The organism is Nocardiopsis algeriensis (assembly GCF_014203695.1).
GTDB classification, from domain to species: Bacteria; Actinomycetota; Actinomycetes; order Streptosporangiales; family Streptosporangiaceae; genus Nocardiopsis; species Nocardiopsis algeriensis.
Window position 1 is genome coordinate 287,405 of sequence record NZ_JACHJO010000007.1, and the last position, 24,545, is coordinate 311,949.

General features: G+C 71.9%; 21 protein-coding genes and 1 riboswitch. Of the genes, 11 read left to right on the top strand and 10 right to left on the bottom strand.

The genetic code is table 11. The annotated features are described in order from the left end of the window. Window positions 1-15: 15 nt before the first annotated feature. On the bottom strand, window positions 16-1,086 hold the full coding sequence (locus FHS13_RS13255; protein WP_184292038.1) for a Gfo/Idh/MocA family oxidoreductase: 1,071 nt from the start codon (window positions 1,084-1,086) through the stop codon (window positions 16-18). 312 nt (window positions 1,087-1,398) lie between these two features. Here FHS13_RS13255 and FHS13_RS13260 point away from each other — a divergent pair, with 312 nt between their 5' ends. The 3 genes from FHS13_RS13260 to FHS13_RS13270 all read left to right on the top strand — a co-directional run bounded on the left by FHS13_RS13260 (window position 1,399) and on the right by FHS13_RS13270 (window position 4,757). Next, on the top strand, window positions 1,399-2,742 hold the full coding sequence (locus tag FHS13_RS13260; protein WP_184292039.1) for an ABC transporter substrate-binding protein: 1,344 nt from the start codon (window positions 1,399-1,401) through the stop codon (window positions 2,740-2,742). A 69-nt stretch (window positions 2,743-2,811) separates the two neighbouring features. Beyond that, window positions 2,812-3,789 (top strand): carbohydrate ABC transporter permease, encoded by a 978-nt coding sequence (locus FHS13_RS13265; RefSeq protein ID WP_184292041.1) that lies wholly within the window; start codon window positions 2,812-2,814, stop codon window positions 3,787-3,789. After that, on the top strand, window positions 3,786-4,757 hold the full coding sequence (locus FHS13_RS13270; RefSeq protein ID WP_184292043.1) for a carbohydrate ABC transporter permease: 972 nt from the start codon (window positions 3,786-3,788) through the stop codon (window positions 4,755-4,757). Before FHS13_RS13265 ends, FHS13_RS13270 begins: the two co-directional genes overlap by 4 nt. A 293-nt stretch (window positions 4,758-5,050) precedes the next feature. On the opposite strand, the gene FHS13_RS13275 is transcribed toward FHS13_RS13270, so the two are convergent. The 5 genes from FHS13_RS13275 to FHS13_RS13295 are packed head-to-tail and all read right to left on the bottom strand — an operon-like array spanning window position 5,051 to window position 10,227. Then, complete coding sequence (locus tag FHS13_RS13275) at window positions 5,051-5,959, bottom strand: fructosamine kinase family protein (RefSeq protein ID WP_420221012.1); 909 nt, start codon at window positions 5,957-5,959, stop codon at window positions 5,051-5,053. A 20-nt stretch (window positions 5,960-5,979) separates the two neighbouring features. Next, window positions 5,980-6,507 (bottom strand): low molecular weight protein-tyrosine-phosphatase, encoded by a 528-nt coding sequence (locus FHS13_RS13280; protein WP_184292047.1) that lies wholly within the window; start codon window positions 6,505-6,507, stop codon window positions 5,980-5,982. Window positions 6,508-6,560: 53 nt separating this feature from the next. Further along, on the bottom strand, window positions 6,561-6,995 hold the full coding sequence (locus FHS13_RS13285) for a response regulator (RefSeq protein ID WP_184292152.1): 435 nt from the start codon (window positions 6,993-6,995) through the stop codon (window positions 6,561-6,563). A 26-nt stretch (window positions 6,996-7,021) separates the two neighbouring features. Then, window positions 7,022-8,935, bottom strand: coding sequence for a sensor histidine kinase (locus FHS13_RS13290; protein WP_184292049.1), 1,914 nt, complete (start codon window positions 8,933-8,935; stop codon window positions 7,022-7,024). A gap of 23 nt (window positions 8,936-8,958) precedes the next feature. Beyond that, entirely contained in the window at window positions 8,959-10,227 is a 1,269-nt protein-coding gene (locus FHS13_RS13295) for a SpoIIE family protein phosphatase (RefSeq protein ID WP_184292154.1), read from the bottom strand. A gap of 463 nt (window positions 10,228-10,690) precedes the next feature. Between FHS13_RS13295 and FHS13_RS13300 the strand changes: the two genes are divergently transcribed. From FHS13_RS13300 to FHS13_RS13310, 3 genes are all read left to right on the top strand, one after another. Continuing rightward, entirely contained in the window at window positions 10,691-11,374 is a 684-nt protein-coding gene (locus tag FHS13_RS13300) for a biliverdin-producing heme oxygenase (RefSeq protein WP_184292051.1), read from the top strand. Between the two features lie 74 nt (window positions 11,375-11,448). Beyond that, on the top strand, window positions 11,449-12,108 hold the full coding sequence (locus FHS13_RS13305) for a TetR/AcrR family transcriptional regulator (RefSeq protein WP_184292053.1): 660 nt from the start codon (window positions 11,449-11,451) through the stop codon (window positions 12,106-12,108). Window positions 12,109-12,243: 135 nt separating this feature from the next. After that, window positions 12,244-12,501, top strand: a complete 258-nt coding sequence (locus tag FHS13_RS13310; RefSeq protein WP_184292055.1) for a hypothetical protein — start codon at window positions 12,244-12,246, stop codon at window positions 12,499-12,501. Here the strand turns inward: FHS13_RS13310 and FHS13_RS13315 are convergent. After that, the gene (locus FHS13_RS13315) at window positions 12,482-13,381 is read right to left on the bottom strand and encodes a 3'-5' exonuclease (protein WP_184292156.1); all 900 of its coding nucleotides are present in this window, start codon (window positions 13,379-13,381) and stop codon (window positions 12,482-12,484) included. The two genes, FHS13_RS13310 and FHS13_RS13315, sit on opposite strands and share 20 nt — an antisense overlap. Before the next feature lie 204 nt (window positions 13,382-13,585). Between FHS13_RS13315 and FHS13_RS13320 the strand changes: the two genes are divergently transcribed. From FHS13_RS13320 to FHS13_RS13330, 3 genes are all read left to right on the top strand, one after another. After that, entirely contained in the window at window positions 13,586-14,548 is a 963-nt protein-coding gene (locus tag FHS13_RS13320) for an asparaginase (protein WP_184292057.1), read from the top strand. A gap of 80 nt (window positions 14,549-14,628) precedes the next feature. Further along, window positions 14,629-15,849: an NAD(P)/FAD-dependent oxidoreductase gene (locus FHS13_RS13325; protein WP_221442911.1), complete on the top strand. Its 1,221-nt coding sequence runs from the start codon at window positions 14,629-14,631 to the stop codon at window positions 15,847-15,849. A 313-nt stretch (window positions 15,850-16,162) separates the two neighbouring features. After that, window positions 16,163-17,968 (top strand): DUF4153 domain-containing protein, encoded by a 1,806-nt coding sequence (locus tag FHS13_RS13330; RefSeq protein WP_343065018.1) that lies wholly within the window; start codon window positions 16,163-16,165, stop codon window positions 17,966-17,968. Window positions 17,969-18,041: 73 nt separating this feature from the next. Here FHS13_RS13330 and pip read toward each other — a convergent pair whose 3' ends face one another. After that, on the bottom strand, window positions 18,042-18,998 hold the full coding sequence (gene pip, locus FHS13_RS13335; RefSeq protein WP_184292061.1) for a prolyl aminopeptidase: 957 nt from the start codon (window positions 18,996-18,998) through the stop codon (window positions 18,042-18,044). A gap of 93 nt (window positions 18,999-19,091) precedes the next feature. Continuing rightward, window positions 19,092-19,979, bottom strand: coding sequence for a DUF4429 domain-containing protein (locus tag FHS13_RS13340; RefSeq protein WP_184292063.1), 888 nt, complete (start codon window positions 19,977-19,979; stop codon window positions 19,092-19,094). Window positions 19,980-20,112: 133 nt separating this feature from the next. On the opposite strand from FHS13_RS13340, the gene FHS13_RS13345 reads away from it, so the two are divergent. Continuing rightward, window positions 20,113-21,831 carry an AMP-binding protein gene (locus tag FHS13_RS13345; protein ID WP_184292065.1) on the top strand — a complete coding sequence of 573 codons (1,719 nt, stop codon included), beginning with the start codon at window positions 20,113-20,115 and terminating at the stop codon, window positions 21,829-21,831. A 393-nt stretch (window positions 21,832-22,224) separates the two neighbouring features. Beyond that, window positions 22,225-23,283 carry a 3-deoxy-7-phosphoheptulonate synthase gene (locus FHS13_RS13350; protein ID WP_184292067.1) on the top strand — a complete coding sequence of 353 codons (1,059 nt, stop codon included), beginning with the start codon at window positions 22,225-22,227 and terminating at the stop codon, window positions 23,281-23,283. Between the two features lie 49 nt (window positions 23,284-23,332). Here the strand turns inward: FHS13_RS13350 and FHS13_RS13355 are convergent, their stop codons facing one another. Then, window positions 23,333-24,202: a class D beta-lactamase gene (locus tag FHS13_RS13355; protein ID WP_184292069.1), complete on the bottom strand. Its 870-nt coding sequence runs from the start codon at window positions 24,200-24,202 to the stop codon at window positions 23,333-23,335. Between the two features lie 136 nt (window positions 24,203-24,338). Then, window positions 24,339-24,438: riboswitch (glycine riboswitch) on the top strand. Window positions 24,439-24,545: the final 107 nt, after the last annotated feature.

Consider the following 24,545-nt stretch of genomic DNA (forward strand, 5'->3'; position numbering starts at 1 on the left):
AGGCCCATGGAAAGGTCACTCCAGCCGCACGACGGAACCGGTGCGCGCGCTGCGGCGGGCGGCCTCGATGATCTCGAGGCCGTGGGTGACCTCGTGCGGGTCGACCGGCAGCGGGTCGCCCTCGCCCACCGCGTCCCGGACCCCGGCGTAGAACTCCTGATAGGCGCCGCGTGCACTGGGTACCCGGCGGGTGGAGCCCTCCGTGTCCAGCACCCCCCAGGACGACTCGGGCATCACGCCCCAGTCGTCGGCGTCGGGGCGCTCGCCCGCCGTGAGGCGGGCCTCCTGGGCGTCCATGCCGTGGCTGGTGAAGGCGCCCGCGTCGCCCAGGACGCGGAAGCGCGGGCCGTTCTGCGCGGCGACCGCGCTCATCCACAGGTGGGAGCGGGTCCCGCGGGCGTGCTGCAGGGCGAGGAAGACGTCGTCGTCGGCCTGCACCCCCTCGCGGAGGGTGTCCACCTCGGCGTAGACGGAGGAGACCGGGCCGAACAGGTTGACCGCCTGGTCGATGAGGTGCGGCCCCAGGTCGTAGAGCAGGCCGGCCCCGGCCTCCACCCCGCCGCTCTCGCGCCAGGTCCCCTTGGCCTGCGGGCGCCAGCGCTCGAAGCGCGACTCGAACCGGTGCACCCGGCCCAGGGCGCCTTCCTCGACCAGGCCCCACAGGGTGAGGAAGTCGGCGTCCCAGCGGCGGTTCTGGTAGACGGTCAGCACCCGGCCCAGCTTCTCGGCCAGGTCGGTGAGCTCGCGGGCGTCGGCGGAGGTGAGTGCGAACGGCTTGTCCACCACGACGTCCAGGCCGTTCTCCAGCGCGGCCCGGGCCAGCGGGGCGTGGGTGTCGTTGGGCGTGGTGACCACGGCGATCTCGTAGCGGTCGGCGTGCGCCCACAGGTCCGCGACGGTCGGGTGGACCACGGCACCGGGGTAGCGCTCGCGCACCGCGCGGGCCCGCTCGGGGTTACCGGTGACCACCGCCGCCAGGCGCAGGCCCGGGACGGCGTCGATCAGCGGCGCGTGGAAGACCTCGCCGCCCTTGCCGTAACCGATGAGTGCGACGTGCAGCTCGGGATCCCTGGATGCGTTCGACATGGTTCCAATCTAAGGCCCTGTTTTTCGGATCATCTCGGGCTGCACGGCCACCGGACGCCCCCTTGCCGCGGCGGAGAGCTTGCGAGGCCGGCCGGGCCGAGCTGCGCTCTCCGACTCGCGAGGAGACGCCTGGTCGGCCGTTCGCGGGGGGATCGGCTCCGCCGATGCGGCGAGAGCATCCGAAGAACACGGCCTGAGGCCCCGCTACGTTTCGTCATCGTTACGAAAGTAGTTGCGAAATTTGTAGACATTTTCACTGATAGTGGATTGCATCGGATTCGGCATGCCGTGGGTCACACAAGGGAGAGCTCCATGCTGAGAAGAGACAGCACCCGCCGTCTGGCGGTGGCAGGCGTCGTCCTCCTCGCGGCCTCAGGCTGCGGCTACCTCAGTGGCGAGGGCGGGGCCGGTGGAGGCGGTGACGCCTCCGGCATCGACTGCAGCCCCTACGAGCAGTGGGAGGACATCGGCGGCAGCGTCAGCCTCTACTCGTCCATCCGCGACGAGGAGGCCGAGCGGATGGACCGTTCCTGGGCCGACTTCGAGGCGTGCACCGGGATCGACATCAAGCACGAGGGCAGCGGTGAGTTCGAGGCGCAGCTGCCCATCCGCCTCGAGGGCGGCAACGCCCCCGACCTGGCGCTGATCCCGCAGCCCGGGCTCCTGGAGCGCGTCGTCTCCGACGGCCACGCGGTGCCCGTCTCCGATGGCGTCAAGGCCAACGTCGAGGAGGGCTGGGGCGAGGACTGGCGCAGCTACGCCACCATCGACGGCGAACTGTACGGCTCGCCCTACGGCGCCAACATGAAGTCGATGGTGTGGTACTCGCCGACGTACTTCTCCGAGAACGGCCACGAGGTCCCCGAGACCTGGGACGACATGGTCGCGCTGAGCGACGAGATCGCGGAGTCGGGCACCAAGCCCTGGTGCGTGGGCTTCGAGTCCGGGGACGGCACCGGCTGGCCCGGCACCGACTGGATCGAGAACGCGCTGCTGCGCACCGGCGGCACCGAGACCTACAACCAGTGGGTCTCCCACGAGATCCCCTTCGACGACCCGAAGGTCGCCGAGGCCTTCGACCTGGCCGACGGCATCGTCCGCAACCCCGACTACGTCAACGGTACGTTCGGCGACATGGAGAGCATCGCGATCACCTCCTTCCAGGAGGCCGGTCTGCCCCTGCTGGACGGCGGCTGCGCGATGTACCTGATGGGCTCGTTCTACTCCGCGCAGTTCGGCGAGGACGTGGAGGTCGGCGAGGACGGTGACGTCTACGGCTTCGTCCTGCCCCCGCTGGAGGCCGGCGCCGAGGTGCCGGTGATGGGCGGCGGCGAGTTCGCCGTGCCGTTCGCCGACCGCCCCGAGGTCGCCGCGGTCCACGAGTACCTGTCCACGCCGGAGTACGCCAACAGCCGCGCTTCCGAGGGCGCCTGGGTCTCGGCGAACCAGAACATGGACACGTCGGTCATCGAGGACCCCGCCTCGCAGTTCGCCGCCGAGGTCCTGCTCGCGGAGGACACCGTGTTCCACTTCGACGCCAGCGACTCCATGCCCGCCTCCGTCGGGACGGACGCCTTCTGGACCGGCATGATCGACTGGGTGACCGGCTCCTCCACCGACGAGGTCCTGGAGGCCATCGAGTCCGCCTGGCCGTAAACACCCGGAAACCCCCGCGGGGCCCGGCGAGGCCGGGCCCCGTCCCCTTCCAGGTACAAGGGACCGACCATGGAGTTCTCCTTCCTGAACGAGCTTCCCAAGATCGTGTGGATGCTCATCGGGATCGCCGTCTTCCTCGCCGTCATCGGACTGCTGCTGGTGCTGGTCGACCTGCCGCGCACCCGGCGGGACCGCTGGCAGGCGTTCCTCTTCCTCGCCCCCGCCCTGCTCCTCCTCCTGGGCGGCATCGTCTATCCGGGCGTGCGCACCACCCTCCTGTCCTTCTACGACCGCTCGGGCGAGACGTTCGTGGGGCTGGACAACTACCTGTGGATGTTCGAGCGCCCCGAGATCCTCCAGGTGCTGTTCAACACCCTGCTGTGGGTGCTGTTCGCACCGCTGCTGTCCACCGCCATCGGGCTGGTGTACTCGGTGCTGGTGGATCGCTCCCGGTTCGAGCCGATCGCCAAGTCGCTGGTGTTCATGCCGATGGCGATCTCGTTCGTCGGCGCGAGCATCATCTGGCGCTTCGTGTTCGCCTACCGGCCCGCCGACCAGGAGCAGTACGGCCTGTTCAACCAGATCGTCGTGTGGCTGGGCGGTGAGCCCAGGCTGTGGCTGCTCGAACAGCCCATCAACACATTCCTGCTGATCCTGGTGCTGATCTGGGTGCAGGCCGGGTTCGCCATGGTCGTGCTCTCGGCCGCGATCAAGGCCATCCCCGCCGACATGGTCGAAGCGGCCCGGATCGACGGGGCCGGCCCCTTCAACCTGTTCTTCCGCATCACCCTGCCGACGGTGTGGCCGACCCTGCTGGTCGTGTTCATCACCATCACGGTCCAGACGCTGAAGGTCTTCGACATCGTCCGCACCATGACCGGCGGCAACTACGGGACCAGCGTGATCGCCAACGAGATGTACAGCCAAGCCTTCCAGCAGGGCCAGACCGGTCAGGGGTCGGCACTGGCCGTGTTCCTGTTCGTACTGGTCATCCCACTGGTCGTGGTACAGATCCGCCGGATGCGCAAGGCGAGGGAGCTGGCATGAGCAACAGAACCCCCGAGGTAGAGGCCGCGGCGGCGAACCCCGAGATCCCGGTCCCCCGCGGGAGCGCGGCGGCCCGGGTGCGCCGCAGGCTCAGCGGGTCGACGGCGAGCCTGGTCGCGCTCGTCATCGCCGTGGTGTGGACGGTGCCGACCGCGGGCCTGTTCATCTCCTCCTTCCGCCCGGCCGAGCAGATCCGGACCAGCGGCTGGTGGACGTTCTTCGCCTCCCCCGAGGTGACGCTCGACAACTACCGGGACGTACTGTTCGGCAGTGCCAGCGACGGCAGGCTGGCCAGCTACTTCGTCAACTCGTTCGTGATCACGCTGCCGGCGACGGTGTTCGTCGTGGGTATCGCGGCTCTGGCCGCCTACGCCCTGGCGTGGACGGACTTCCGCGGCCGCGACTGGCTCTTCCTGGGGGTCTTCGCGCTCCAGATCGTGCCGCTGCAGATGTCGCTGGTGCCGCTGCTGCGCTTCTTCTCCCAGGGCGTGGTGATCGGCGGTGTGCAGGTCCTGCCCGCGTGGGAGCTGACCGGCGCCATGGCGTTCACGAACGTGTGGGTGGCACACACGATCTTCGGCCTGCCGCTGGGGATCTTCCTCCTGCACAACTTCATCGCGCAACTGCCGAAGAGCCTGTTCGAGGCGGCCCGTGTGGACGGCGCCGGACACGGCCGCATCTTCATGCGGATCGTGCTCCCGCTCATCGTCCCGGCCCTGGTGTCGCTGGGCATCTTCCAGTTCCTCTGGGTGTGGAACGACCTGCTGGTGGCGCTGATCTTCACGGGGAACTCGGCCGAGACCGCGCCGCTGACGGTCCGCCTCGCCGAGCTCGCCGGCACCCGGGGCGAGGCCTGGCACCGCCTCACAGCGGGTGCCTTCGTGTCGATGATCATCCCGCTGCTCGTGTTCTTCCTGCTCCAGCGCTACTTCGTCCGCGGCCTCCTGGCCGGCAGCGTCAAGGGCTGACCCCGCCCCCGGCGCCCGAACCGAGCCGCAAAGGCACGCAAGGGCGCCGGGCCCCACACGAGCACAGCCGCGCCCCAAGGGGTGTGCCGTGAGGGCGCCGGCGGGGTTCTGCAGGAGTGGAGCGAACATCCGAGGAACGAGGATGTGAGCGCAGCGACGAAGAACCGCGCCTTGAGGGCGCCCGAACCGGGCTGAAGCGAAGCGGAAGCCCAAAGCAAGCACAGTGAGGGCGCCGGCGGGCGACGGGCGGGCCGAAGCGCAGCGGAGGCCCCAAAGCAAACACGGCCCCCGGCTCACGACAGCGCGGCGCGCGCGGCTTCCAGGGTGGTGGTGCGGTAGGCCGCGCCGAAGAGGCAGACGTGGACCAGCAGCGGGTACAGCTGGTGCAGGGCGACCCGGGAACGCCAGCCCTCGGCGAGGGGAGCGGCCTCGTTGTAGGCGTCGCGTACCCGGTCGAGGTGCGGAAGCCCGAACAGGGCGAGCATCGCCAGATCGGCCTCCCGGTGGCCGCCGTGGGCGGAGGGGTCGACGAGGACGGCGTCGGAGTCGCGCCAGATCACGTTGCCGTTCCACAGGTCGCCGTGGACGCGGGCCGGTGGTTCGGGGGCGCCGGCCAGGTCGGGGACGGCGTCGACGACCTTCTCGATGATCCGGCCGTCGGCGGGGGTGAGCCCGCCCTGGTCGACGGCCCGGCGCAGAAAGGGGCGCAGGCGCTGCTCGGCGTAGAAGGACGGCCAGTCCCGCGAGGGCGTGTTGTCCACCGGCAGGGGGCCGATGAAGCCGGGCCACTCGGCTCCGAAGCTGTCGGCCCCGGCCAGGTGCATCCCGGCGAGCTGCCGCCCCAGCCACTCGGCCGCACGCGGGGTGGGCTCACGCTCCTCCACCCACGGCAGCACGACGATGCGCTCGTCCCAGGCCACGACCTCGATCGCCGGGGAGCCGAAGGCCTGGCCGAGCCAGTCGAGCCCGCGCGCCTCGGTCGAGAGCACGGGGCTGACGGGGACGCCCCGCGACAGGGACTTGACGAACAGGCGCGTGCCGTCGACCAGCTCCGCGTAGAAGATGTCCCAGTCGTGGTTGCTGCCCGCTCTGGCCGCCCGGCGCACCTCCCGGCCGAGCAGGGCGGTGAGCCGCTCGGCCATGGTCCCGCTGACCGGGTCCCGCCGTCGGCCCTCGCCTCCTCCGCCGTCGAAGGCGCGCACGATCTCCTCCTCCACCGGCCCTACCGCCGCAACCGTGCGACGAGTTCACCGGTGAGGCCCTTGGAGGCGGCCTCCACCATGTTGAGGACGGCGGTGAACCCGTCGTCCCCGCCGTAGTAGGGGTCGGGCACCTCGGGGTTGCGACCGCTGCCGGGCGCGAAGGACCGGAAGAGTCTCAGCCGTCCGAGGTCGAACCCATGCTTCTCGCCGTGCTCGTCGACGATGCGCCGCACCGTGTCGAAATTGTCCAGGTCCATGACCAGGACGAGGTCGCGGGTGACGAGGTGCGAGGGACCGAACTGGCAGGCGGTGTGGTCGGTGAGGTAGCCGTGGACGCGCAGGGTCGAGGCCGCGCGCGGGTCCATGGCGCCCCCCACGTGCCAGTCGCCCGTGCCCGCGCTGTCCACCTCCACCAGGCCGCCCAGTCCTGCGCGGTCGATGTCGGCGCGCAGGACCTTCTCGGCCATGGGCGAGCGGCAGATGTTGCCCAGGCACACCACACTGATGCGGTAGGGACCGTCGGGGTCACGCGGCTCCGGCAGGTTCATACCTCTTACCGTAGCCAAAAACCGCTGCGGCCACTCATGTCCCGCGGCGCGCGTCATCCCTGGGGCAGGCGCACCACGGTGACGAAGAAGTCGTCTATCTGACGTACGACCTTGATGAACTGCTCGAAGTCGACCGGTTTGGGCACGTAGGCGTTGGCGTGCAGGCGGTAGCTGCGCAGCACGTCCTCCTCCGCCTCGGAGGTGGTGAGCACCACGACGGGGATGTGCGCGAGCTCCTCGTCGTTCTTGACCTCCTCCAGGACCTCGCGCCCGTCCTTGCGGGGCAGGTTGAGGTCGAGGAGGACCAGGTGGGGCCGGGGGGCGTCGGCGTACTCGCCCTCACGGCGCAGGAAGCGCAGGGCCTCGACGCCGTCGGAGACCACGTGCAGGCGGTTGCCCAGCTTGTGTTCCTCGAACGCCTCCTTGGTCATCAGGACGTCACCGGGATCGTCCTCGACCAGCAGCACCTCGATGGGATGCACCAACATGACCTCGCTCAAGCTCCAGACCCCTGTCAGGGCTCCGCCCCGTCGTCGGAGGAAGCCGTACTGCCACCGGATCCGGGCAGGGAGGGAGGCTGTCCGGCGGGGCTCTCCCCCTCCGCGGCAGTCTCTTCTCCCCGGTCTCCCCGATCCGTGGAACCGGCTGTCGGAGCCGGGCCCGCGGGGGCGGACTCGGCGTCCTCGGTGCCCTGGACCCCGTCACCGGTAACAACGCCGGGAACGGCTTCGGCGGTTCGCCCGCCCGGGGCGGACTCCTGCCCGAAATCCACTGGCAGGGCCCAGCATATGCGGGTTCCGGTCCGTGCGGAGTCCCCTTCGGCAGCGGTCCGTGAGGTGTCGAGCCAGATCCGGCCGCCGTGGAACTCGACGATCTTCTTGCACATCGCCAACCCGATACCGGTTCCCGAGTACTTCTCACGGGTATGCAACCGCTGGAAGATCACGAAGATGCGCTCGGCGTACTGCGGTTCGATCCCGATTCCGTTGTCCTCGCAGCAGAAGACCCACTCGTCGCCCTCCCGGTGCACGTCGATGTGCACCCGCGGGTCCTCCTCGCCCCGGAACTTCACGGCGTTGCCCACCAGGTTGAAGAACAGCTGGGTGAGCAGGGTGCGGTCGCCCTGCACGGTCGGCAGGTCGTCCCACGTGACCTCGGCGCCCGTCTCCTCCAGGCGGGTGGACAGGTTGCTCAGGGCGTCGTCGAGGGGCTGCTCCAGACCGACCGACGAGAAGTTCTTGGTCCTGCCGACCCGGGAGAAGGCCAGCAGGTCGTTGATGAGGGTCTGCATGCGCTTGGCACCCTCCACCGCGAAGTCGATGTAGGAGTCGGCACGCTCGTCCAGCTGTCCGTGGTAGCGCCGCTGGAGAAGCTGGCAGAAGCTGGCGACCTTGCGCAGCGGCTCCTGGAGGTCGTGCGAGGCGACGTAGGCGAACTGCTCCAGCTCCAGGTTGGAGCGGCGCAGCTCCTCGGCCTGCTCCTCCAGGAGCGCGGACTGCTCCTGGAGCTTGCGCCGTGCGGAGGCGACCTCGTCCAGGTCCTGCACGATGCGCTCGCGCATGGCGTCCACGTCCCGGCCGAGCCGGACGATCTCGGGAGGGCCGTGCAGGGAGATCCGGTGCGCGTAGTAGCCCTCCGAGACCTGGCGCATGTGTCCCGCGAGCTCCTCGAGGGGGCGCAGGACCCATTGCTGGAGCATCACCCACAGGAACACCGACAGGAACACCACGACCAGACCGACCAGGACGAGAAGGGCGACGACCTGCTGGGTGGCGAGGGCCAGGCCGCTGCGAGCCTCGCTGATCTCGCTGTTCAGCTGCTGCACGGCCTCGTCACCGGCCTGGGTCAGGTTCATGTACAGCACGCGGCCGCGGCGCAGGTCCTCCTGGCTGGGTTCCTGTCCGTTGCTCACCTGTTCCAGGGCGGGCTCGGCGAACTCGTCGGTCCAGACCTGCCCGGCGTCGAGGAAGGCCTGGAGCGCCTCGGTCACGGCCCCGTCCTGCTCGGGTTCCTCCGTCAGTTCCGCCAGGGCGGCGCGCTGGTCGGTGAGGTTGAGCCGCGCCTCGATGTAGGGCTGGAGAAACTCGCGGTCCTCGGTGAGGATGTAGCCGCGCAGGGCGTGGTCCTGGGTGAGGTAGGCGGAGCGGGTCTGCTCGACGGAGCTGACCGCGGGCGTGAGGGAGTCCACCTGGAGGTCCAGGGAGTTGCGGGCGCTGATCGCCGACAGCGTTATGGTCGACACCGCCGCGACGAGAATGACGGCGACCGCGGCCAGGAGGACGGTGACCCGGCGGCGCAGGCTCCACGACCTCGCCGAGGCCTCGGGGCGCCCCCGGTCGCCGTTGACGAAATGGGTGCCGCCGACGGACACGCCTCCGGGCATGCCGGTTCCCGGGGCCGGCCCGGTTCCCTCTGCGTCGGTCTCCATGGCCGTCCCCTCCTCGGGAGGAGTCACTCCCGCTCTCCGTGTTCCCCGTGTGTGATGAGCAGCATCGCCACGTCGTCCTGGAGCGGCCCGCCGTTGCGGCGTTCGGCCCCGTCCACCACGTGCTCGGGCAGCGCGTGCAGGGACACGCCCTGCTCCAGGATGCCGGTGACCAGGCGCCGCAGTCCCGCGACCTCCAGGCGTGCGGGCGGGGCCCCGTCGTAGGCGTCGACGAGGCCGTCGGTGTAGAAGAGGATGCTCGCCCCGCGCGGCAGCACGATCTCGTCCACGTCGACCTGCTCGACCGGCGCGACCCCCAGGGGCGGCTGGGGGTTGGCCACGGTCTCCTCGACGGACGTGCCGTGCACGACCATGGGCGGCGGGTGTCCGAGGACGCGCAGGCGCATGCGCTCGTCACCGGTGTCCAGGCTGGCCATGCACAGGGTGGCGTACATCTCCTCCCTGGCGCGCTCGCTGACGAGGATGGCCTCCAGGTTGGGCAGCACGTCGTTCTCGGGAACGCCGGCCATGACGAGGGTGCGCCAGGCGATGCGCAGGCTCACCCCGAGGGCGGCCTCGTCGGCCCCGTGGCCGCTGACGTCGCCGATGAGCACGTGGGTGGTGCCGTCCTTCTCGACCGCGTCGTAGAAGTCGCCGCCGACGACGGCGCGCTTGCGCCCCGGCCGGTAGTAGGAGCGGTGGTTGAGGGGGGAGCGCCCGAGGAGGACCTGGGGGAGCAGTCCGCGTTCGAGGCGCATGTTCTCGCGGGCGCTCAGGCGGGCCTCGCGGAGCTGGAGGGCGTTCTCGTCGGCGCGGCGGCGCTCGAGGGAGTAGCGCAGGCTGCGACCGAGCAGGGAGCCGTCGACCTGGCCCTTGACCAGGTAGTCCTGGGCTCCCGCGGCAACGGCGGCGACGCCCTCGTGCTCGTCGTCGAGGCCGGTGAAGACGACGACCGCGGCGTGGGGGGCGGCCGCCAGGACCTCGCGCAGCAGGTCCAGCCCCTGCGCGTCGGGCAGGTTGAGGTCGAGCAGGACGCAGCCCCGGAAGTCCTTGAGGTGCTCGCGGGCGTCCTTCAGCGTGGCCACCCAGGTGATGTGCGTGGTCAGCGCGGTCTCGGCGAGCAGTTCCTCGGCGAGGAAGGCGTCGCCCGCGTCGTCCTCGATCAGCAGGACGTCAACCGATTCGACGGCAGCCTCCAGCCGCTCGTGCAGAACGGTGTCGTCGCCCAGGGGGGCGCTGTCGGCAACGCCCTGGCCGGAGGCGGCACGGACCGCCTCCCCGCCGACCACCGTCACGGGATCGTGCCCTGTTCTCCTGGTATCCACTCATCGCCTTCGGTCTACCGGTCCGCGGTGTGCACCACCGCGTCTGCGCGTCCGGGACGAGCGCCTCCGGGCGGTTCGGACCGCATGACTCCCAAAACGATAAACGCCACAGCGACGTGTTGACCAGCACGCGGAGGAGAGAGACATCCGACGTTCCCGGCGGGAACCGGTCTCCGTCCGCACCCGTCGCGGGCCGTGCCCGGGCGGGAACCCGGCCCCGGCAAGGGACGGACAGCCGGTCGGGGGAGTCGTGCGCACGGCCCGGATGCCCGTGCAGGTGCTCGGGCACAGGCCGGGACGTACCCCTCATTGTGAGGCAGCTCACATGGCATGTGAAGTTTTTTCGACAGAGCGTCATTTCCATCTTGACACCCAACCGCAGCTAAATGACATCATGTCATATAGATCTCCACACGAAAGGGCGGAGAACGCCATGGGCGTGACAGCCGAGACCCCCGCGCCGGTCTCCCCCGGTCCCGAACCGTTCTCCGAACGCCTCAAGGCGTCGACCTGGACCCACCACCAAGCCGCCGAGGCCCACGGCTTCACCCAGGCGCTCCTCGGCGGCACCCTCTCCCGAGAGGGCTACACCGACATGGTCGCCCAGCACTACTTCGCCTACACCGCACTGGAGGAGGTCGGCCGCACCCTGGCCGGCGACCCGCTGGCCGACCGCTTCCTGCTCCCCGCACTCGAACGGGTCCCCGCACTGGTGCGCGACCTGGAGCACCTGGTCGGACCGGACTGGCGCGACCGGATCTCGCCCACCCCCGCCACCCGCACCTACACGGCGCGCATCGAGCAGATGGCCGACCGCCCCGAGGGGTTCGTGGCCCACCACTACACCCGCTACATGGGCGACGTGTCCGGCGGCCAGTTCATCCGCCGCGTGGCCGCCAGAACCTACGGGATCACCGACGAGGCGGGCGTGGCCTTCTACGTCTTCGACGCGCTGGGCAGCCTGCCGAGGTTCCGGGAGGGCTACCGCGCGCGGCTCGACTCCCTGGAACTGGACGCGGCCGCCGCCGACCGGGTCGTCGCCGAGACCCGGCTGGCCTACCAGCTCAACACCGAGGTGCTCGCCGACCTCGGCAAGCTGTACACACCCGCCTCCTGAGGCTCCGGCCCCTTCCCCGGTCCCAGGGACCGGGCCGGACCGGCCCGCTCCGCGCAGCGTGCCACCATAGGGTCATGCCCAAGATCACGGCTCCCACCATCGCCGCCCACCGTGCCCGCACACGGGAGCGCATCATGGAGGCCGTCGACGAGTTGACCAGGTCGCAGGGGATCGACCGCATCTCCATGACCGACGTGGCCGGTGCCGCAGGCATCACCCGCACCGCGCTGTACAACTACTTCCCGGACAAGCCCACCCTGCTGCTGGCCTTCACAGAGCAGGTGAACAGCGCGTTCGTGGAGCGCTACCGGCGCGAACTGCCCGCGGGGGTGTCGGCGGCCCGACGCCTCTCGGCCTTCGTCCGCCTCCAGCTCGAAGGCATCGTGGCGCACCCGCACCCGCCCGCCGCCGAACTCGGCGCCAGCCTGGGGCCGGAGGCCTACAAGGCGCTCGCCGCCCACGTGGCGCCGATGCAGCGCCTGCTCACCGAGATCTTGGAGGAGGGCACGGCCGCGGGCGAGTTCGACCCGCTGCCGACCGGGCCGACCGCGCAGCTGACGCTGTCGATGATCGGCTCCCGGCGCATCCCGCTCGTCAGCGGGGAGGTCGGCCTGGACGAGACCCACACCCTGGTCACGCGGTTCGTCCTGCGGGCCCTGGGGACGGCGACCGAAACCATCGACACGGTGCTCCTCAACCCCCGACAGGCCGACACGGAGAGCACGGGAGCGTGAGCGCAGAGCCATAAGGGTCGGCCGTTACCCGCCGACCCGTCGCCGACCAGGCGGTACCGACTCGAATTTCCGGCACCGGTTTCGCGAGAATCGAGGACAACCCCTCCCCCGGCCGAGCCGTGAAGGTGTCCTCCCGTGTCCCTCGTGCTCTTCCTCGTCGGCGCCGCACTGGTACCGATCGCGATGTTCAACAAGGTGCCCCGCTACGTCCCCGGACGACTCCCTCCGCCCCGCTCGGGGCCCGGCGCGCAGGCCACGGCGGCCCGGAGGGCGGCCCCGCCGCGCGTGCACCTGGTCCCCGCCCGGCTCACCGAACAGGGCCGGGCGCTGCTCACCGCACTGGGCGGCAGCGCACTCCTCGTCTCGCTCCTGCTCACCCTGCTCGGCCACTGACCCCGCGGTCGAGCAGGCGGCCGATGCCCGCCAGCAGACCGCCCGCGGCGATCCCGCCGACCATCGCGGCGGCCGCGGCCGCCCTGCGGCGCGTGCGGGCGTCCCGGGAGGCGCTCATCTCGGCGACGGCCCGGTCGTGGGGGCCGAACAGGCCTCCGCACAGCAGCGGGTCGAGCTCCAGGGGGCGCCATCTGGCCTCCCAGACGCCGGGCGGGGGAAGCTCCCCCACCGACGCGGTCCGCCGCTTCGGGCGAACCTCCTCCGCGCCGTTCCCCGGAACGGGCAGGGTGCGCGGGGCGGGGCCTCGGTAGCGCAGCTCCCCCGGGGCGTTGGCGATCATCTCCACGAGCAGCTTGGCGCAGGCACGCGCGTCGCCCAGCGCCGTGTGCTGCCCGGTGGGCCAGTCCCCGCTGAGCACGTAGGAGGCCTTGGGCAGCGAGTAGCGGGCCAGGTCGACCTGGGAGCGCAGGGCCCGCAGCGTGCACAGCCCCGACTGCCCTGCGGGCAGCCCGGCCGGCACCAGCTCCGAGGCCAGGAAGCGCTCCTCGAAATCCAGGTTGTGGCTGACCACGACCGCCCCCGAGAGGATCCGGGCCAGCCGGGGCACGATCTGTCCGACCGTGGGCGCACCGACCGTGTCGCTCTCGCCGATCCCGTGGAACTCCTGGCCCGACACGGGGGCGCGCGGGTCCACCAGGGTGCTGAACTCCTCGACGACCTTGCCGTCCCCGCGCACCCGCACGACCGCGATCTCCACGATGCGCGCACCCTCACGCGGGTCCAGTCCGGTCGTCTCAATGTCCAGGACCGCGTACTCCAGGTCCGCCGCCCGCCTGCCGGACCCGCGCCGGGTCAGCCCGCCCGTCCGCAGCGTTCCCATCGCTCCGCCCTGCTTCCTCGTCACTGCCGGCCCCACCGGTACCGGTTGCGTACCGGCACGACCCTACTCCCCGCCTCGGACAGGACGGCCCGTTCCCCGGAGCGCGGTGGAGAATGCCGTACCGTGCCCCCTGAACAGGAAGAAAGAGGCCCTGGGTAACGTTTGCACCCGATGCCGGAAACCGTGACCGTCTGGAGACCGACCGTGATCCGAACCCCGCTGCCCGAGTACGTCCCCCTCGCCGAGGTCGTCCGCTCCGGAATGCGCGAGAGCGTGCACTACGGCGCCGTCGTGGGACTGGCCGCCGACGGGCGGATCGCCCACGCGCGCGGACCGGTCCACCAGCCGATGTTCCCGCGCTCCTCCGCCAAGCCCTTCCAGGCCCTGGCGATGCTGCGCGCGGGCGCCCCGCTGAGCGGCCCGTCGCTGGCGATCGCGGCGGGCAGCCACGGCGGCGAGCCCCGCCACGAGGAGCAGGCCCGTGCCGTCCTCGCCGGCGCGGGGCTCTCCCCCGACGCCCTGCGGTGCCCGCCCGCCGTCCCCGCCGGCGGCACCGCCCGCCGGGAGTTCGTGCTCGCGGGGCGCGAGCCCGACCGCCTGCTGATGAACTGCTCGGGCAAGCACGCGGGCATGCTCGCCGCGTGTGTCGCCGCGGGGTGGAGCACCGGCGACTACCTCGACCCCGGCCATCCCTTCCAGGTCCTCGTCCGCGAGACCGTCGAGGACCTGTGCGAGGAGGAGGTCGCGCACACCGCCGTGGACGGCTGCGGAGCACCCCAGCTCGCCGTGTCCCTCGCGGGCCTGGCCCGGGGCCTGTGGCGGATGCGTACCGCACCCGAGGGCAGTCCCGAGCGCGCGGTCCTCGACGCGATGACCGCCCACCCCGAGTACGTGTCGGGCAGCGGCCGCATCGACACCGAGCTGATGACGAGGATGCCCGGACTGGTCTCCAAGATCGGCGCCGACGGCGTCCTGCTGCTCGGCGCCCCCGGCGGCGAGACCGCGGCGGTCAAGATCAGCGACGGCGACGCCGAGGAGAGAGCGCGTACGCTGGTCGGTCTGGACGCCCTGAGGACCCTGGGTGTGGACATCTCCGCCGTCGAGGACCGGCTGCGCGTCGACGTCCACGGCGGCGGCGTCCCCGTCGGTGAGGTCCGTCCGCTCTGAACCGCGGCCGCGGGCCGCACCGACCCCGAGGAGGAACTGTGCCGAGCACCCCCGAGGACATCGTCGTCGTCGGCGCGGGAATGGCCGGTCTGCACACGGCCCGGGCGCTGCGCGAGCGCGGCTTCGAGGGCCGGCTCACCCTGGTGGGAGAGGAGGCGCACGGGCCCTACTCCCGGCCGCCGCTGTCGAAGGAGGTGCTGACCGGCACCGGGCTGGACCCCGCCGCGGGCGCCCCCGGCTGGCTGGCCGGCCACCGGGCGCTGCGCCTGCTGGACGAGGAGGCCGTGGCCGGGCTGGACCTGGACTTCCGCCCGCGGACCCGGGCCGTGGAGCTGGACACCGCCTCCCGCAAGGTCCTCGTGGAGGGCCCGCAGGGGCCCGACGCGATCGCCTACGACGGACTGGTCGTCGCCACGGGGACGCGGGCCCGCCGCCCCGGCACCGACCTGGCGGGGGTGCACGTGCTGCGCACCCTGGACGACGCCGAGGCGCTGCAGGCGGAGCTGGCCCGGGCCACTCGCCTGGTCGTGGTCGGCGCCGGGTTCGTCGGTGCCGAGGTGGCCGCGAGCGCCCGCGCGCTGGGGCTGGAGGTGGTCCTGCTGGAGGCCTCCCCGACCCCGCTGGCGCGGGTGGTGGATCCGCGCATCGGCCGGGTCCTCACCGATCTGCACCGCGACCACGGCGTGGACGTGCGCACGGGCGCGGCCGTGACCGGATACGAGGGCCCGGGGCGCGTGGAGCGGGTGCGCCTGGCCGACGGCACCGCCGTGGCGGCCCCGCTCGTGGTGGCGGGGCTCGGGGCGGATCCGAACACCGAGTGGCTGCGCGGCTCGGGCGTGGAGCTGGCACCCGACGGGTCGGTCGTGTGCGACGAGTACTCGGCCACCACCGTGCCCGGCGTGTACGCGGTGGGGGACCTGGCGAACTGGCCGCACCCGCGCTACGGCGGCCGTATCCGCCTGGAGCACTGGACCAACGCGGCCGAGCAGGCGGAGGCCGCCGCCCACAACCTGCTCGCGGGGGAGGAAGGACGGCGGCCCTTCACCCCGGTGCCCTACTTCTGGTCCGACCAGTACGGAATGAAGGTGCAGCTGCTGGGGCAGGGCGCACCGGCAGATGAGGTCGCCTTCGTCCACGGGTCCCCCGAGGACCGGAAATTCGTGGCGTTCCTGGGTCGCGGCGGCATGCTCACCGGAATTCTGGGCCTGCGTTCCACTCCGCGTACGATGCGCTACCGCGCCCTGCTGGAGAGGACCACCACCTGGGAGGACGCCCTGGCCGCGGCCGGATCGGCCCCCTGAGGGGAAGGGCAACCGCGGCGGCCCCCGTATCGGCGTGAACCGAAAGGCGTGTCGCGCTGTCCCACTGTCGACGGAGGAACCCCCCGCCGTATGGCAAGACGGGACATTCATGACCGATACAGGACCGCCCTCACCCACCCCTCCCGAGGGTCCCGGACAGCCGGGAGCGCAGGCGCACCCGCCCGCCCGTGCCCCGAGGGGTCCTTACCCTCCCGGAGGTCCCGGACAGCCGGGAGCACAGGCGCACCCGCCCACCCACGCCCCCGGAGCCCCGCACCGCCCCGGCCCCTACCCGCCCCGCCCCCACGCGCCGGTGCCGCCGTCTCCGCCACTGCCGCCGGCACCGGCCTGGCTGCTCCCCGCGGCGCTGGGGGTCGGCGTCCTCGCCCTGCTCCTGGCCACTCTGATCCGGCCGGGGCTCGGCCTGGTGATCACCGGCCTGGCCGCCGGCCTCACCGCCCTCGCCGCGCTGCTGACCGGCCCGAGGGAGCCGAGGCGGCAGGACTCCCCCGTGGCCGAGGCGGCTGCGGCCACCGAGAAGGCTGACGGAAAGGACACCCCCGAAGAGGCACCGGGCCCGCCCGAGGAGACACCGGACTCCCCCCGGGCCGCCGAGGAGGCGGAAGGGAAGAACGTTCCGGGGGAGGACGCCTCCTCCTCCGGCGGTCGGCCCGGTGCGGCCCCGGCCGGCGCCGCACCGCCGTCCGGGGCACCCGCACAGGAGGTCCACGGCCCCGACTTCTGGTCGGGCCACCGGTACGTGTGGGAGGAGGATCCCGCCACGCCGGGCAAGGGCTCCGCCGCCTGGTCGGCGGTCTTCGGGGGGCTCGCCGCCGCGCTGCTGCTCACCGCCGCCCTGCTCGACGCCGGCTGGGTGCTCTTCTGGACCCTCACCGGCGCCTTCCTCCTCACCTCGCTGGCCTTCGCGGTCCGGGGGCCCGCCTTCCACCGGGGTACCCTCGGTGTGCTCTCCGGTGTCCTGGCGCTGCCGGCCAACATCCCCGCCGCGCCGGGGTTCGCGCTGCGGCCGCTCAGCGGCTCCAAGACACGCGCGGTGGCCCTGCCCGCCCTGGTCACCGCCGTGGTCACGGCCCTGCTGCTGTTCGTCTTCGGTCTGCTGTTCGCCTCCGCCGACGCGGTGTTCGCCGGCTACCTGGAGCAGGGCTTCACCTCCGCCTTCGGGGAGCTCTCCTTCACCTCCGCCCTCGGCCGGGTGTTCGCGCTGGTGCTGTTCACCCTGCTCACCGTCTCCGCGGTCCTGTCCGCGCGGCGCCGCCGCGTGAGGAAGAGGATCCTGGACCCGTCCGAACCCCCCGTGCTCCCCGTGTGGACCTGGGCCGTCCCGCTCGTCTCCCTGCTCCTGCTGTTCACCGCCTTCGTCGGGGTACAGGCCGCCACCCTGTTCGGCGGCGACGAGTACGTGCAGCAGGTCGCCGGGGTGACCTACGCCGAGTACGCCCGGCAGGGCTTCTTCCAGCTGGTGTTCATCAGCCTGCTGGTCCTCGGCGTCGTCGCCCTGTGCGTGTGGATCCTGCCGAGGCCCGGTTCCCTCCTTCTGCGCAACGCCCTGCTCGGACTGCTGTGCGCCCTGACCCTGGTGATCCTGTCCTCGGCGTGGACGCGCCTGCAGCTGTACATCGACGCCTTCGGCCTGACCCGGCTGCGGGCCACCTCCGAGGCGTGGATCGCGCTGAGCGCGGGGGTGTTCGTGCTGCTCCTCCTGGCGGGTCTCCTCAACACCCTGGGCCGCAGCTCCGAATGGCTGCCCCGAGCGGTGGTCGCCCTGGCCGGGGTGTCCCTGGCGGTGTTCGCCTACGGCAACCCCGACCTGCGCATCGCGGAGAGCATGCGGGGACTGGAGGCGTCGGAGCTGGACACCGAGTACCTGATCGGTCTGTCCGCCGACGCGGTGCCCGGCCTGCTGGAACTGGAGGGTCCGGGCAGCGAGTGCTCCCTCCTCCGCCTGCGGGAGAGGCTGTCCTGGGACGACGACGGCCTGGCCGGGTGGAACCTGTCCCGGGAGCGGGCCCGTGCCCTGCTCGAGGAGGAGGGCGTTCTCGGAGCGGCTCCGTACGAGGCGTACGGCCGCTGCGGCCACCACGACCGCCTCCTGTACTGAGCGGCGGCTCGGGCGCGGACGTCCGCGCCCGAGCCGGGAGGCCGCCCTCGGCCGAGGGCGGCGGGATCTCCCTCTACCGCGCGAAGCGGTCCGTGGCCTCGATCAGGTGGTGGAGGATACCGGGCTCGTTGAACGCGTGGCCGGCGTCGCCGACGACGTGGAACTCGGCCTCCGGCCACGCCTTGTGCAGGTCGTAGGCGGTGCGGACCGGGGTGCACACGTCGTAGCGGCCCTGCACGATCACACCGGGGATGTGCCGGATCCGCTCCGCGCCCCCGATGAGCTGACCCGGCGTGAGGAACCCCTTGTTGGCGAAGAAGTGGTTCTCGATCCGCGCGAACGCCAGCGCGTACTCGTCCTCGGCGTGGTGCTCGCGCAGCTTCTCGTCGGGCAGCAGGGTCACCGTCGACCCCTCCCACACGCTCCAGGCGCGGGCCGCCGCCAGGCGCACCTCGCGGTCGGGGGAGTTGAGCCGGCGGGCGTAGGCGGCGATGAGGTCGCCGCGCTCCTCCTCCGGGATCGGCGCCAGGTAGCCCTCCCACAGGTCGGGGAAGAGCATGGAGGCGCCTTCCTGGTAGAACCAGCGCAGCTCCTCGTCGCGCAGGGTGAAGATGCCGCGCAGGACGAGCTCGCTGACCCGGTCGGGGTGGGTCTGGGCGTAGGCCAGTGCCAGGCAGCTGCCCCAGGACCCGCCGAAGACCTGCCAGGTCCGGGCCCCGATCATCTCGCGCAGCCGCTCCATGTCCTCGACCAGCGTCCACGTGGTGTTCGCGGACAGGTCGGTGTCCATCCTCCCCGCGTGCGGGGTCGACCTGCCGCAGTTGCGCTGGTCGAACAGCAGGATCCGGTACCGCTCCGGGTCGAAGAGCCGGCGGTGCTCGGGCGTGCAGCCGCCGCCGGGGCCGCCGTGCAGGAACACCACCGGCTTGCCCGTGGGGTTGCCGCACAGCTCCCAGTAGACGCGGTTCCCGTCGCCGACGTCGAGCATGCCCGAGTCGTAGGGCTCGATGGGCGGGTAGAGAGTACGCACAGCGTGTGGCCTTTCTCGGAGAAACAGGACTGCCTCCCCGGGCGGTGTCCCGGGGAGGGGCGGGAGAGAGGGGTGTCCGGGGGGCCGGACGCTTCAGAGCCGGGCCAGCAGCTCGGCCTTCTTCGCGCTGAACTCGTCGTCGGTGAGCAGGCCCTCCGCGTGCAGGAGGCCCAGCTCCCGGATCTTGGCGAAGATCTCCTCGGACCCGCCCTGCCCCGGTCCGCTCTCGAGCGCCGCGGGCTCGGCACCGGGTTCGCCTGCGGCCTCTCCCGCGACATGGGCGTTGAGGGTTGCGGCCATCAGCAGCGTCTCCTCGCTGCCCTTCCTGCCGTGGGAGGCCAGGGTGAAGAAGTCGTTCTCCCGGCTGCTGGCCTCGGGGATGCTGACACCGCGCAGCACGATGCGCAGATAGCCCTCGGAGAGGTCGACGGGCGGATACCACCGGGCGGCCTCGATGTCCGCGAGCCGGTACTCGCGGGACTTCTCCTTGCCCTTGGCGGTGCTGGCGAGCCAGCCGTCCCACTGCAGGCGCACCCGCGTCCCGTCGAAGGACGCCGAGCCCTCGGCCGTGCGCACCAGCAGCGGCGGCCGCGCCACGAGTGCGAGTGCGACGGCGCCCGGGGCCGGCTCCCCCTCGGCCTCCCTGGCGTAGGCGGTCGAGGACTCCAGCTTCTGGGCGAAGTACTCGGCGACGAGCTCCTTGTCGTGCGGCCCGGTGAGCAGCAGGGGCGTGAAGTAGTCGTCCTGGTAGGCGCCGACGGAGGCGTAGGGGTCCGCGCCCTCGGCCAGGTGCAGCCGCAGCCGCCATCCGCGCTTGCGGTCGCCCGGGTCGAAGGAGACCTCGCGCACCGCGGCCAGGGGAAGCGTGCATCCGGAGAGCGCCCGCAGGAGCGCGGGCGCCTTGCGCCCCGCGTCGAAGCGCATGCGCACGGCCTCGTCGTCGAACTTCCAGGTCCCGTAATGGCCGCGCAGCTCCTCCATGGCCCCAATCCTAGAGCCAGGGGAAGAGGACGGGAACAGGCGGTCTCCGGCCAGGCGTCGGCCTCTCCCGTTGGGGGTAGAACACGCATCACACCACTCACGCAGGTCGACAGCGATCCGGAGGTCGACGGCGATGCCGAAAGAAAAGGCGGCGGAGGGCGCCGCGGAGTTCCGAGCGGCACGCGATCTGCTCCTGGAGCTCCGCGAGGACCAGGAGGCGGCGCGCCGGGAGTTCACCTGGCCCCGGCCGGCAGCGTTCAACTGGGCCCTGGACCACTTCGACGAAGTGGCCCGGCGCAGGCCGGACCGGACCGCGCTGTGGATCGTCGAGGAGAACGGTTCGGAGGCCAGATACAGCTACCGGCACCTGTCGGAGCGCTCCAACCAGGTGGCGAACTGGCTGCACGCCCAGGGTGTGCGCCCGAGCGACCGGATCCTGGTGATGCTCGGCAGCCAGGTCGAGCTGTGGGAGGTCGTCCTGGCCGCGGTCAAGCTCGGCGCGGTGGTCCTGCCCACGGCGGTCGCCCTCTCCGAGGCCGACCTGATGGACCGGATGGACCGCGGCGGGGTCCGGCACGTGGTGTGCGCACCGACCGAGACCGAGAAGTTCGTCGGGATGCAGGGCCACTGGACCCGGATCTGCGTGGGCTACATGGACGGCTGGCTCGCCTATCCCGACTCGGAGCACACCGCGCTGGAGTTCTACCCGCCGCGCCCGACCGCGCCCGACGACCCTCTGCTGATGTACTTCACCTCGGGCACCACGGCCAAGCCCAAGCTCGTCACCCACACCCAGCACTCCTATCCCGTGGGACATCTGTCGACCATGTACTGGCTGGGGGTGCAGCCGGGCGACGTGCACCTGAACGTGTCGCCCCCCGGCTGGGGCAAACACGCCTACGGCAGCGTCTTCGGCCCCTGGAACGCCGAGGCGACCGTGCTGGTGGTCAACCAGCTGCGCTTTCGCGTGGAACGGCTGCTGGACGAGGTCGTGCGCTGCGGGGTGGACACGCTGTGCATGCCGCCGACGGTGTGGCGCATGCTCCTCCGAAACGACCTGGCGTCGTGGGAGGTCGGGCTGCGCGAGGCCCTGTCGGCCGGCGAGCCGCTCGCCCCCGATGTGCTCGAACGCGTGCACGAGGCGTGGGGGATCCCCGTGCGGGACGGGTTCGGCCAGACCGAGACGACCATGATCGTCGGTAACGGCCCCGGGCAGCCGATCGTGCCCGGCTCGATGGGACGGGAGCTGCCCGGGTTCAGGGTCGAGATCGTCTCACCCGACACGGACGACCCCGCGGAGACGGGGGAGCTCTGCGTGGACCTGGCCGAGGCGCCGGTCGGGGTCATGAGGGGATACACCGACGACGGCGACCTGACCCGCCAGGTGACCCGCAGGAAGCTCTACCACACCAGGGACATGGTCACCCGGGGGCCGGACGGCCAGATCACCTACGTCGGACGGTTCGACGACGTCTTCAAGGCCTCGGACTACCGCATCTCGCCGTTCGAGATCGAGAGCGTCCTCGTCGAGCACGAGTACGTGGCCGAGGCGGCCGTCGTCCCCTCGCCCGACCCGCTGCGCGGCTCCGTGGTCAAGGCCTACGTGTCGCTCCGCGAGGGGGTGGAGCCCGGGGAGGAGGCCGCGCGGGCCGTCCTCGCCCACGCCCGCGGCCGGCTGTCGCCCTACAAGAGGGTCCGCCGCCTGGAGTTCGCCGCTCTGCCCAAGTCCGTGGCCGGCAAGATCCGCAGGGTGCAGATGCGCCGGACCGAGGCCGCGCGCGGCACCATTCCCGAGGGGGAGCGCCACCCGCACGAGTACTGGGAGGAGGACCTGCCGGGCCTGGGTGCCTGATCCCGCCCGACCGCAGGAGCCGGCACACGTTCCGCCCCGGCGTCTCATACGATGAGACGCCGGTTTTCATCCTCGGTTCCATGTGGCCTTTCCCATCCCCGAGGAGCGACCACGATGCGGACTCTCCCTCGTCCCGGAGGCGGGGCCGCGCTAGTGTGGAACCGAGGGACGCCATCGCGTCCCCCGGCGGTGCCGGACACCTGCGAGCCGCCGTCCGGGCGGCCCCTTGCCGGGGGCCCGGCCGACCGCACGGGTTCCCCCCTGCGCGGCGGAGGGCGGTTCGCCGGCCGCGCGGCCGAGGCGGTCCGCGGAGCACACCCCGCAGGTGTGTCCCCGAGGCGGAGCCGCGGAGAAGGACCCGAGCCACGGACAGACGGACCTGAGGGAAACAGCATGCCGAGCACCAACGACACACGCGTGTCCAGCTACAAGCCGCTCATCGCCCCCGGGGACCTGCTCGCCGAGCTCCCGCTGGGCCCCGAGCGCAGCGCCCTCGTGGAGGACGCCCGTGCCGAGGTCAAGCGCGTGCTGGACGGCGAGGACGACCGCCTCCTGGTCGTCGTCGGCCCCTGCTCTGTGCACGACCCCGAGTCCGCCATGGACTACGCCCGCCGCCTGGCCGACCTGGTCCCGTCGCTGCGCGAGGACCTGTGCGTGGTGATGCGGGTCTACTTCGAGAAGCCCCGCACCACCGTCGGCTGGAAGGGTCTGATCAACGACCCCGGCCTGGACGAGACCTTCGACGTCCACCGCGGCCTGCGCACCGCCCGCCAGCTGCTGCTGGACATCAACTCGCTGGGGCTGCCCGCCGGCACCGAGTTCCTCGACCCGATCACCCCGCAGTACATCGCCGACGTGGTCTCCTGGGGTGCGATCGGCGCCCGCACCACCGAGAGCCAGGTGCACCGCCAGCTGAGCAGCGGCCTGAGCACGCCCGTGGGCTTCAAGAACGGCACCGACGGCGACGTCCAGGTGGCCGTGGACGCCGTGGGTGCCGCTGCCGCCTCCCACACGTTCTTCGGTGTGGACCCCACCGGGGCGGGCTCGGTCGTGGTCACCGAGGGCAACCCGGACTGCCACGTGATCCTGCGCGGCGGCCGCTCCGGCCCCAACTACGGCGCCGAACCGGTGAACGCCGCCCTCGACACCATCGAGAAGGCCGGACTGCCGCGCCGCCTCATGATCGACGCCAGCCACGCCAACAGCGGCAAGGACCACAAGCGCCAGCGGGGCGTGGCCGAGGCGATCGGCGCCCAGGTCGCCGAGGGGCAGCGGGGCATCATCGGCGTGATGCTGGAGAGCTTCATCGCCGAGGGCGCCCAGAAGCTCGCCGACCCGGCCGACCTCGTCTACGGGCAGTCCATCACCGACAAGTGCATGGGCTGGGACACCACCGTCACCGTCCTGGAGGACCTCGCCGAGGCCGTCCGCCTGCGCCGCAAGGAGTCCTGACCGACGCCGCCCCAGGGCCCCGGCGCACGCGCGCCGGGGCCCTCGCGCCTCAGCCGCCGGAAGCCTCGGGCGGCAGGACCTCCAGCTCCACCAGCAGCTGCCGCCCCAGGGGCACGGCCGCCTCGGCACCGGCCCCCTCCTGCGCGTCGAGGCGCAGCGCGAACGTGTACAGGCCCGCCTCGGAGTCCACCCAGCCGACCCACCACCCCGGCGCGTCCGCCCCGTCCCCGCCGGTCTTGCCGTGCAGGGCGTAGCCCTCGCCCTCCTCCATCAGCGCGGCCTCGCGCACGGCGGCCTGGTGCTCCCTGTCCACCGGCAGCGCCGAGCGGGTCAGTGCCGAGAGGAACTCGGTCTGCTCCACGGCCGAGACCTCCAGCGGCCCCTCCAGCCAGAAGCTGTCCCCGGCGTCGGCGCCGCCGATGTCGCGGCTGCCGTAGTCGAACCGGTCCACCCAGGCGGCCATCTGCTCGTGCCCCACGCGCCGGACCGCCTCCTGGAAGGCGGGACCGTTCGGTTCCGTGAACGCCCCGGCGTTCTCGGGGCCGGCGGCAAGGATCGCGTCGACGCTCCCGAAGCCGCCGGCCTCCAGTCCGATCAGCGCGGCGGGGATCTCGAAGGTCGCGGCGGGAACCGCGCGCTCCGACGCCTCCTGCGGGTTCACCACGGTCGACGTGTGCGCCCGGGTGTCGTGGAGCACGAAGGCCCCGGTGACGCCCGCCTCGGAGAACACCGGTTCCAGGTCGGCCCGCTCGGTGGCCGAGACGTCCCCCCGGGACACGACCGTCTCGGCGGTCCCGTCGGCGGACCCGGTTCCGCCCGGGTCCGCGCATCCCGCCAGGGCGGCGGCGCACACCAGCGCGGCTCCGCCCCGCAGCACCTCCCCGGCCCGGCCCCGGAGGTCCTCCGTGTCGAACAGCATCTGTCCTCCCACTCTCCGCACGACGCCTTGTACAACGCTAGCTCTCGGACCGCGCCGCGGAGATGCCTTTCGTCCTCCCTTGCCCGTCAACACCTTTGGGCGGCGGCAAGGGCCACTGCTAGGCTGAACACGTTGCTGACCCCGTACGGGAGAGCGCCCGTGCGAACGCGTGGGCCGCCGAAGGAGCAATCCCTCCCCGAAACAACCTCTCAGGCACAGTGGACCGTACGGGCGAGACCACTCTGGAAAGCAGGGACCGGCGTCCCTCGCCGAAGGTGCAAACCGCGCAGCGGCGTGGCGAAGCTCTCAGGCACAGATGACAGAGGGGGAGGATGGCAACGCC

What these genes read in the sequence shown, in the direction of transcription:
- FHS13_RS13255 (WP_184292038.1), bottom strand. Translation starts at nt 1,086, where the DNA reads ATGTCGAACGCATCCAGGGATCCCGAGCTGCACGTCGCACTCATCGGT.
- FHS13_RS13260 (WP_184292039.1), top strand. Translation starts at nt 1,399, where the DNA reads ATGCTGAGAAGAGACAGCACCCGCCGTCTGGCGGTGGCAGGCGTCGTC.
- FHS13_RS13265 (WP_184292041.1), top strand. Translation starts at nt 2,812, where the DNA reads ATGGAGTTCTCCTTCCTGAACGAGCTTCCCAAGATCGTGTGGATGCTC.
- FHS13_RS13270 (WP_184292043.1), top strand. Translation starts at nt 3,786, where the DNA reads ATGAGCAACAGAACCCCCGAGGTAGAGGCCGCGGCGGCGAACCCCGAG.
- FHS13_RS13280 (WP_184292047.1), bottom strand. Translation starts at nt 6,507, where the DNA reads ATGAACCTGCCGGAGCCGCGTGACCCCGACGGTCCCTACCGCATCAGT.
- FHS13_RS13285 (WP_184292152.1), bottom strand. Translation starts at nt 6,995, where the DNA reads ATGTTGGTGCATCCCATCGAGGTGCTGCTGGTCGAGGACGATCCCGGT.
- FHS13_RS13290 (WP_184292049.1), bottom strand. Translation starts at nt 8,935, where the DNA reads ATGGAGACCGACGCAGAGGGAACCGGGCCGGCCCCGGGAACCGGCATG.
- FHS13_RS13300 (WP_184292051.1), top strand. Translation starts at nt 10,691, where the DNA reads ATGGGCGTGACAGCCGAGACCCCCGCGCCGGTCTCCCCCGGTCCCGAA.
- FHS13_RS13305 (WP_184292053.1), top strand. Translation starts at nt 11,449, where the DNA reads ATGCCCAAGATCACGGCTCCCACCATCGCCGCCCACCGTGCCCGCACA.
- FHS13_RS13315 (WP_184292156.1), bottom strand. Translation starts at nt 13,381, where the DNA reads ATGGGAACGCTGCGGACGGGCGGGCTGACCCGGCGCGGGTCCGGCAGG.
- FHS13_RS13325 (WP_221442911.1), top strand. Translation starts at nt 14,629, where the DNA reads ATGGCCGGTCTGCACACGGCCCGGGCGCTGCGCGAGCGCGGCTTCGAG.
- FHS13_RS13340 (WP_184292063.1), bottom strand. Translation starts at nt 19,979, where the DNA reads ATGGAGGAGCTGCGCGGCCATTACGGGACCTGGAAGTTCGACGACGAG.
- FHS13_RS13345 (WP_184292065.1), top strand. Translation starts at nt 20,113, where the DNA reads ATGCCGAAAGAAAAGGCGGCGGAGGGCGCCGCGGAGTTCCGAGCGGCA.
- FHS13_RS13350 (WP_184292067.1), top strand. Translation starts at nt 22,225, where the DNA reads ATGCCGAGCACCAACGACACACGCGTGTCCAGCTACAAGCCGCTCATC.
- FHS13_RS13355 (WP_184292069.1), bottom strand. Translation starts at nt 24,202, where the DNA reads ATGCTGTTCGACACGGAGGACCTCCGGGGCCGGGCCGGGGAGGTGCTG.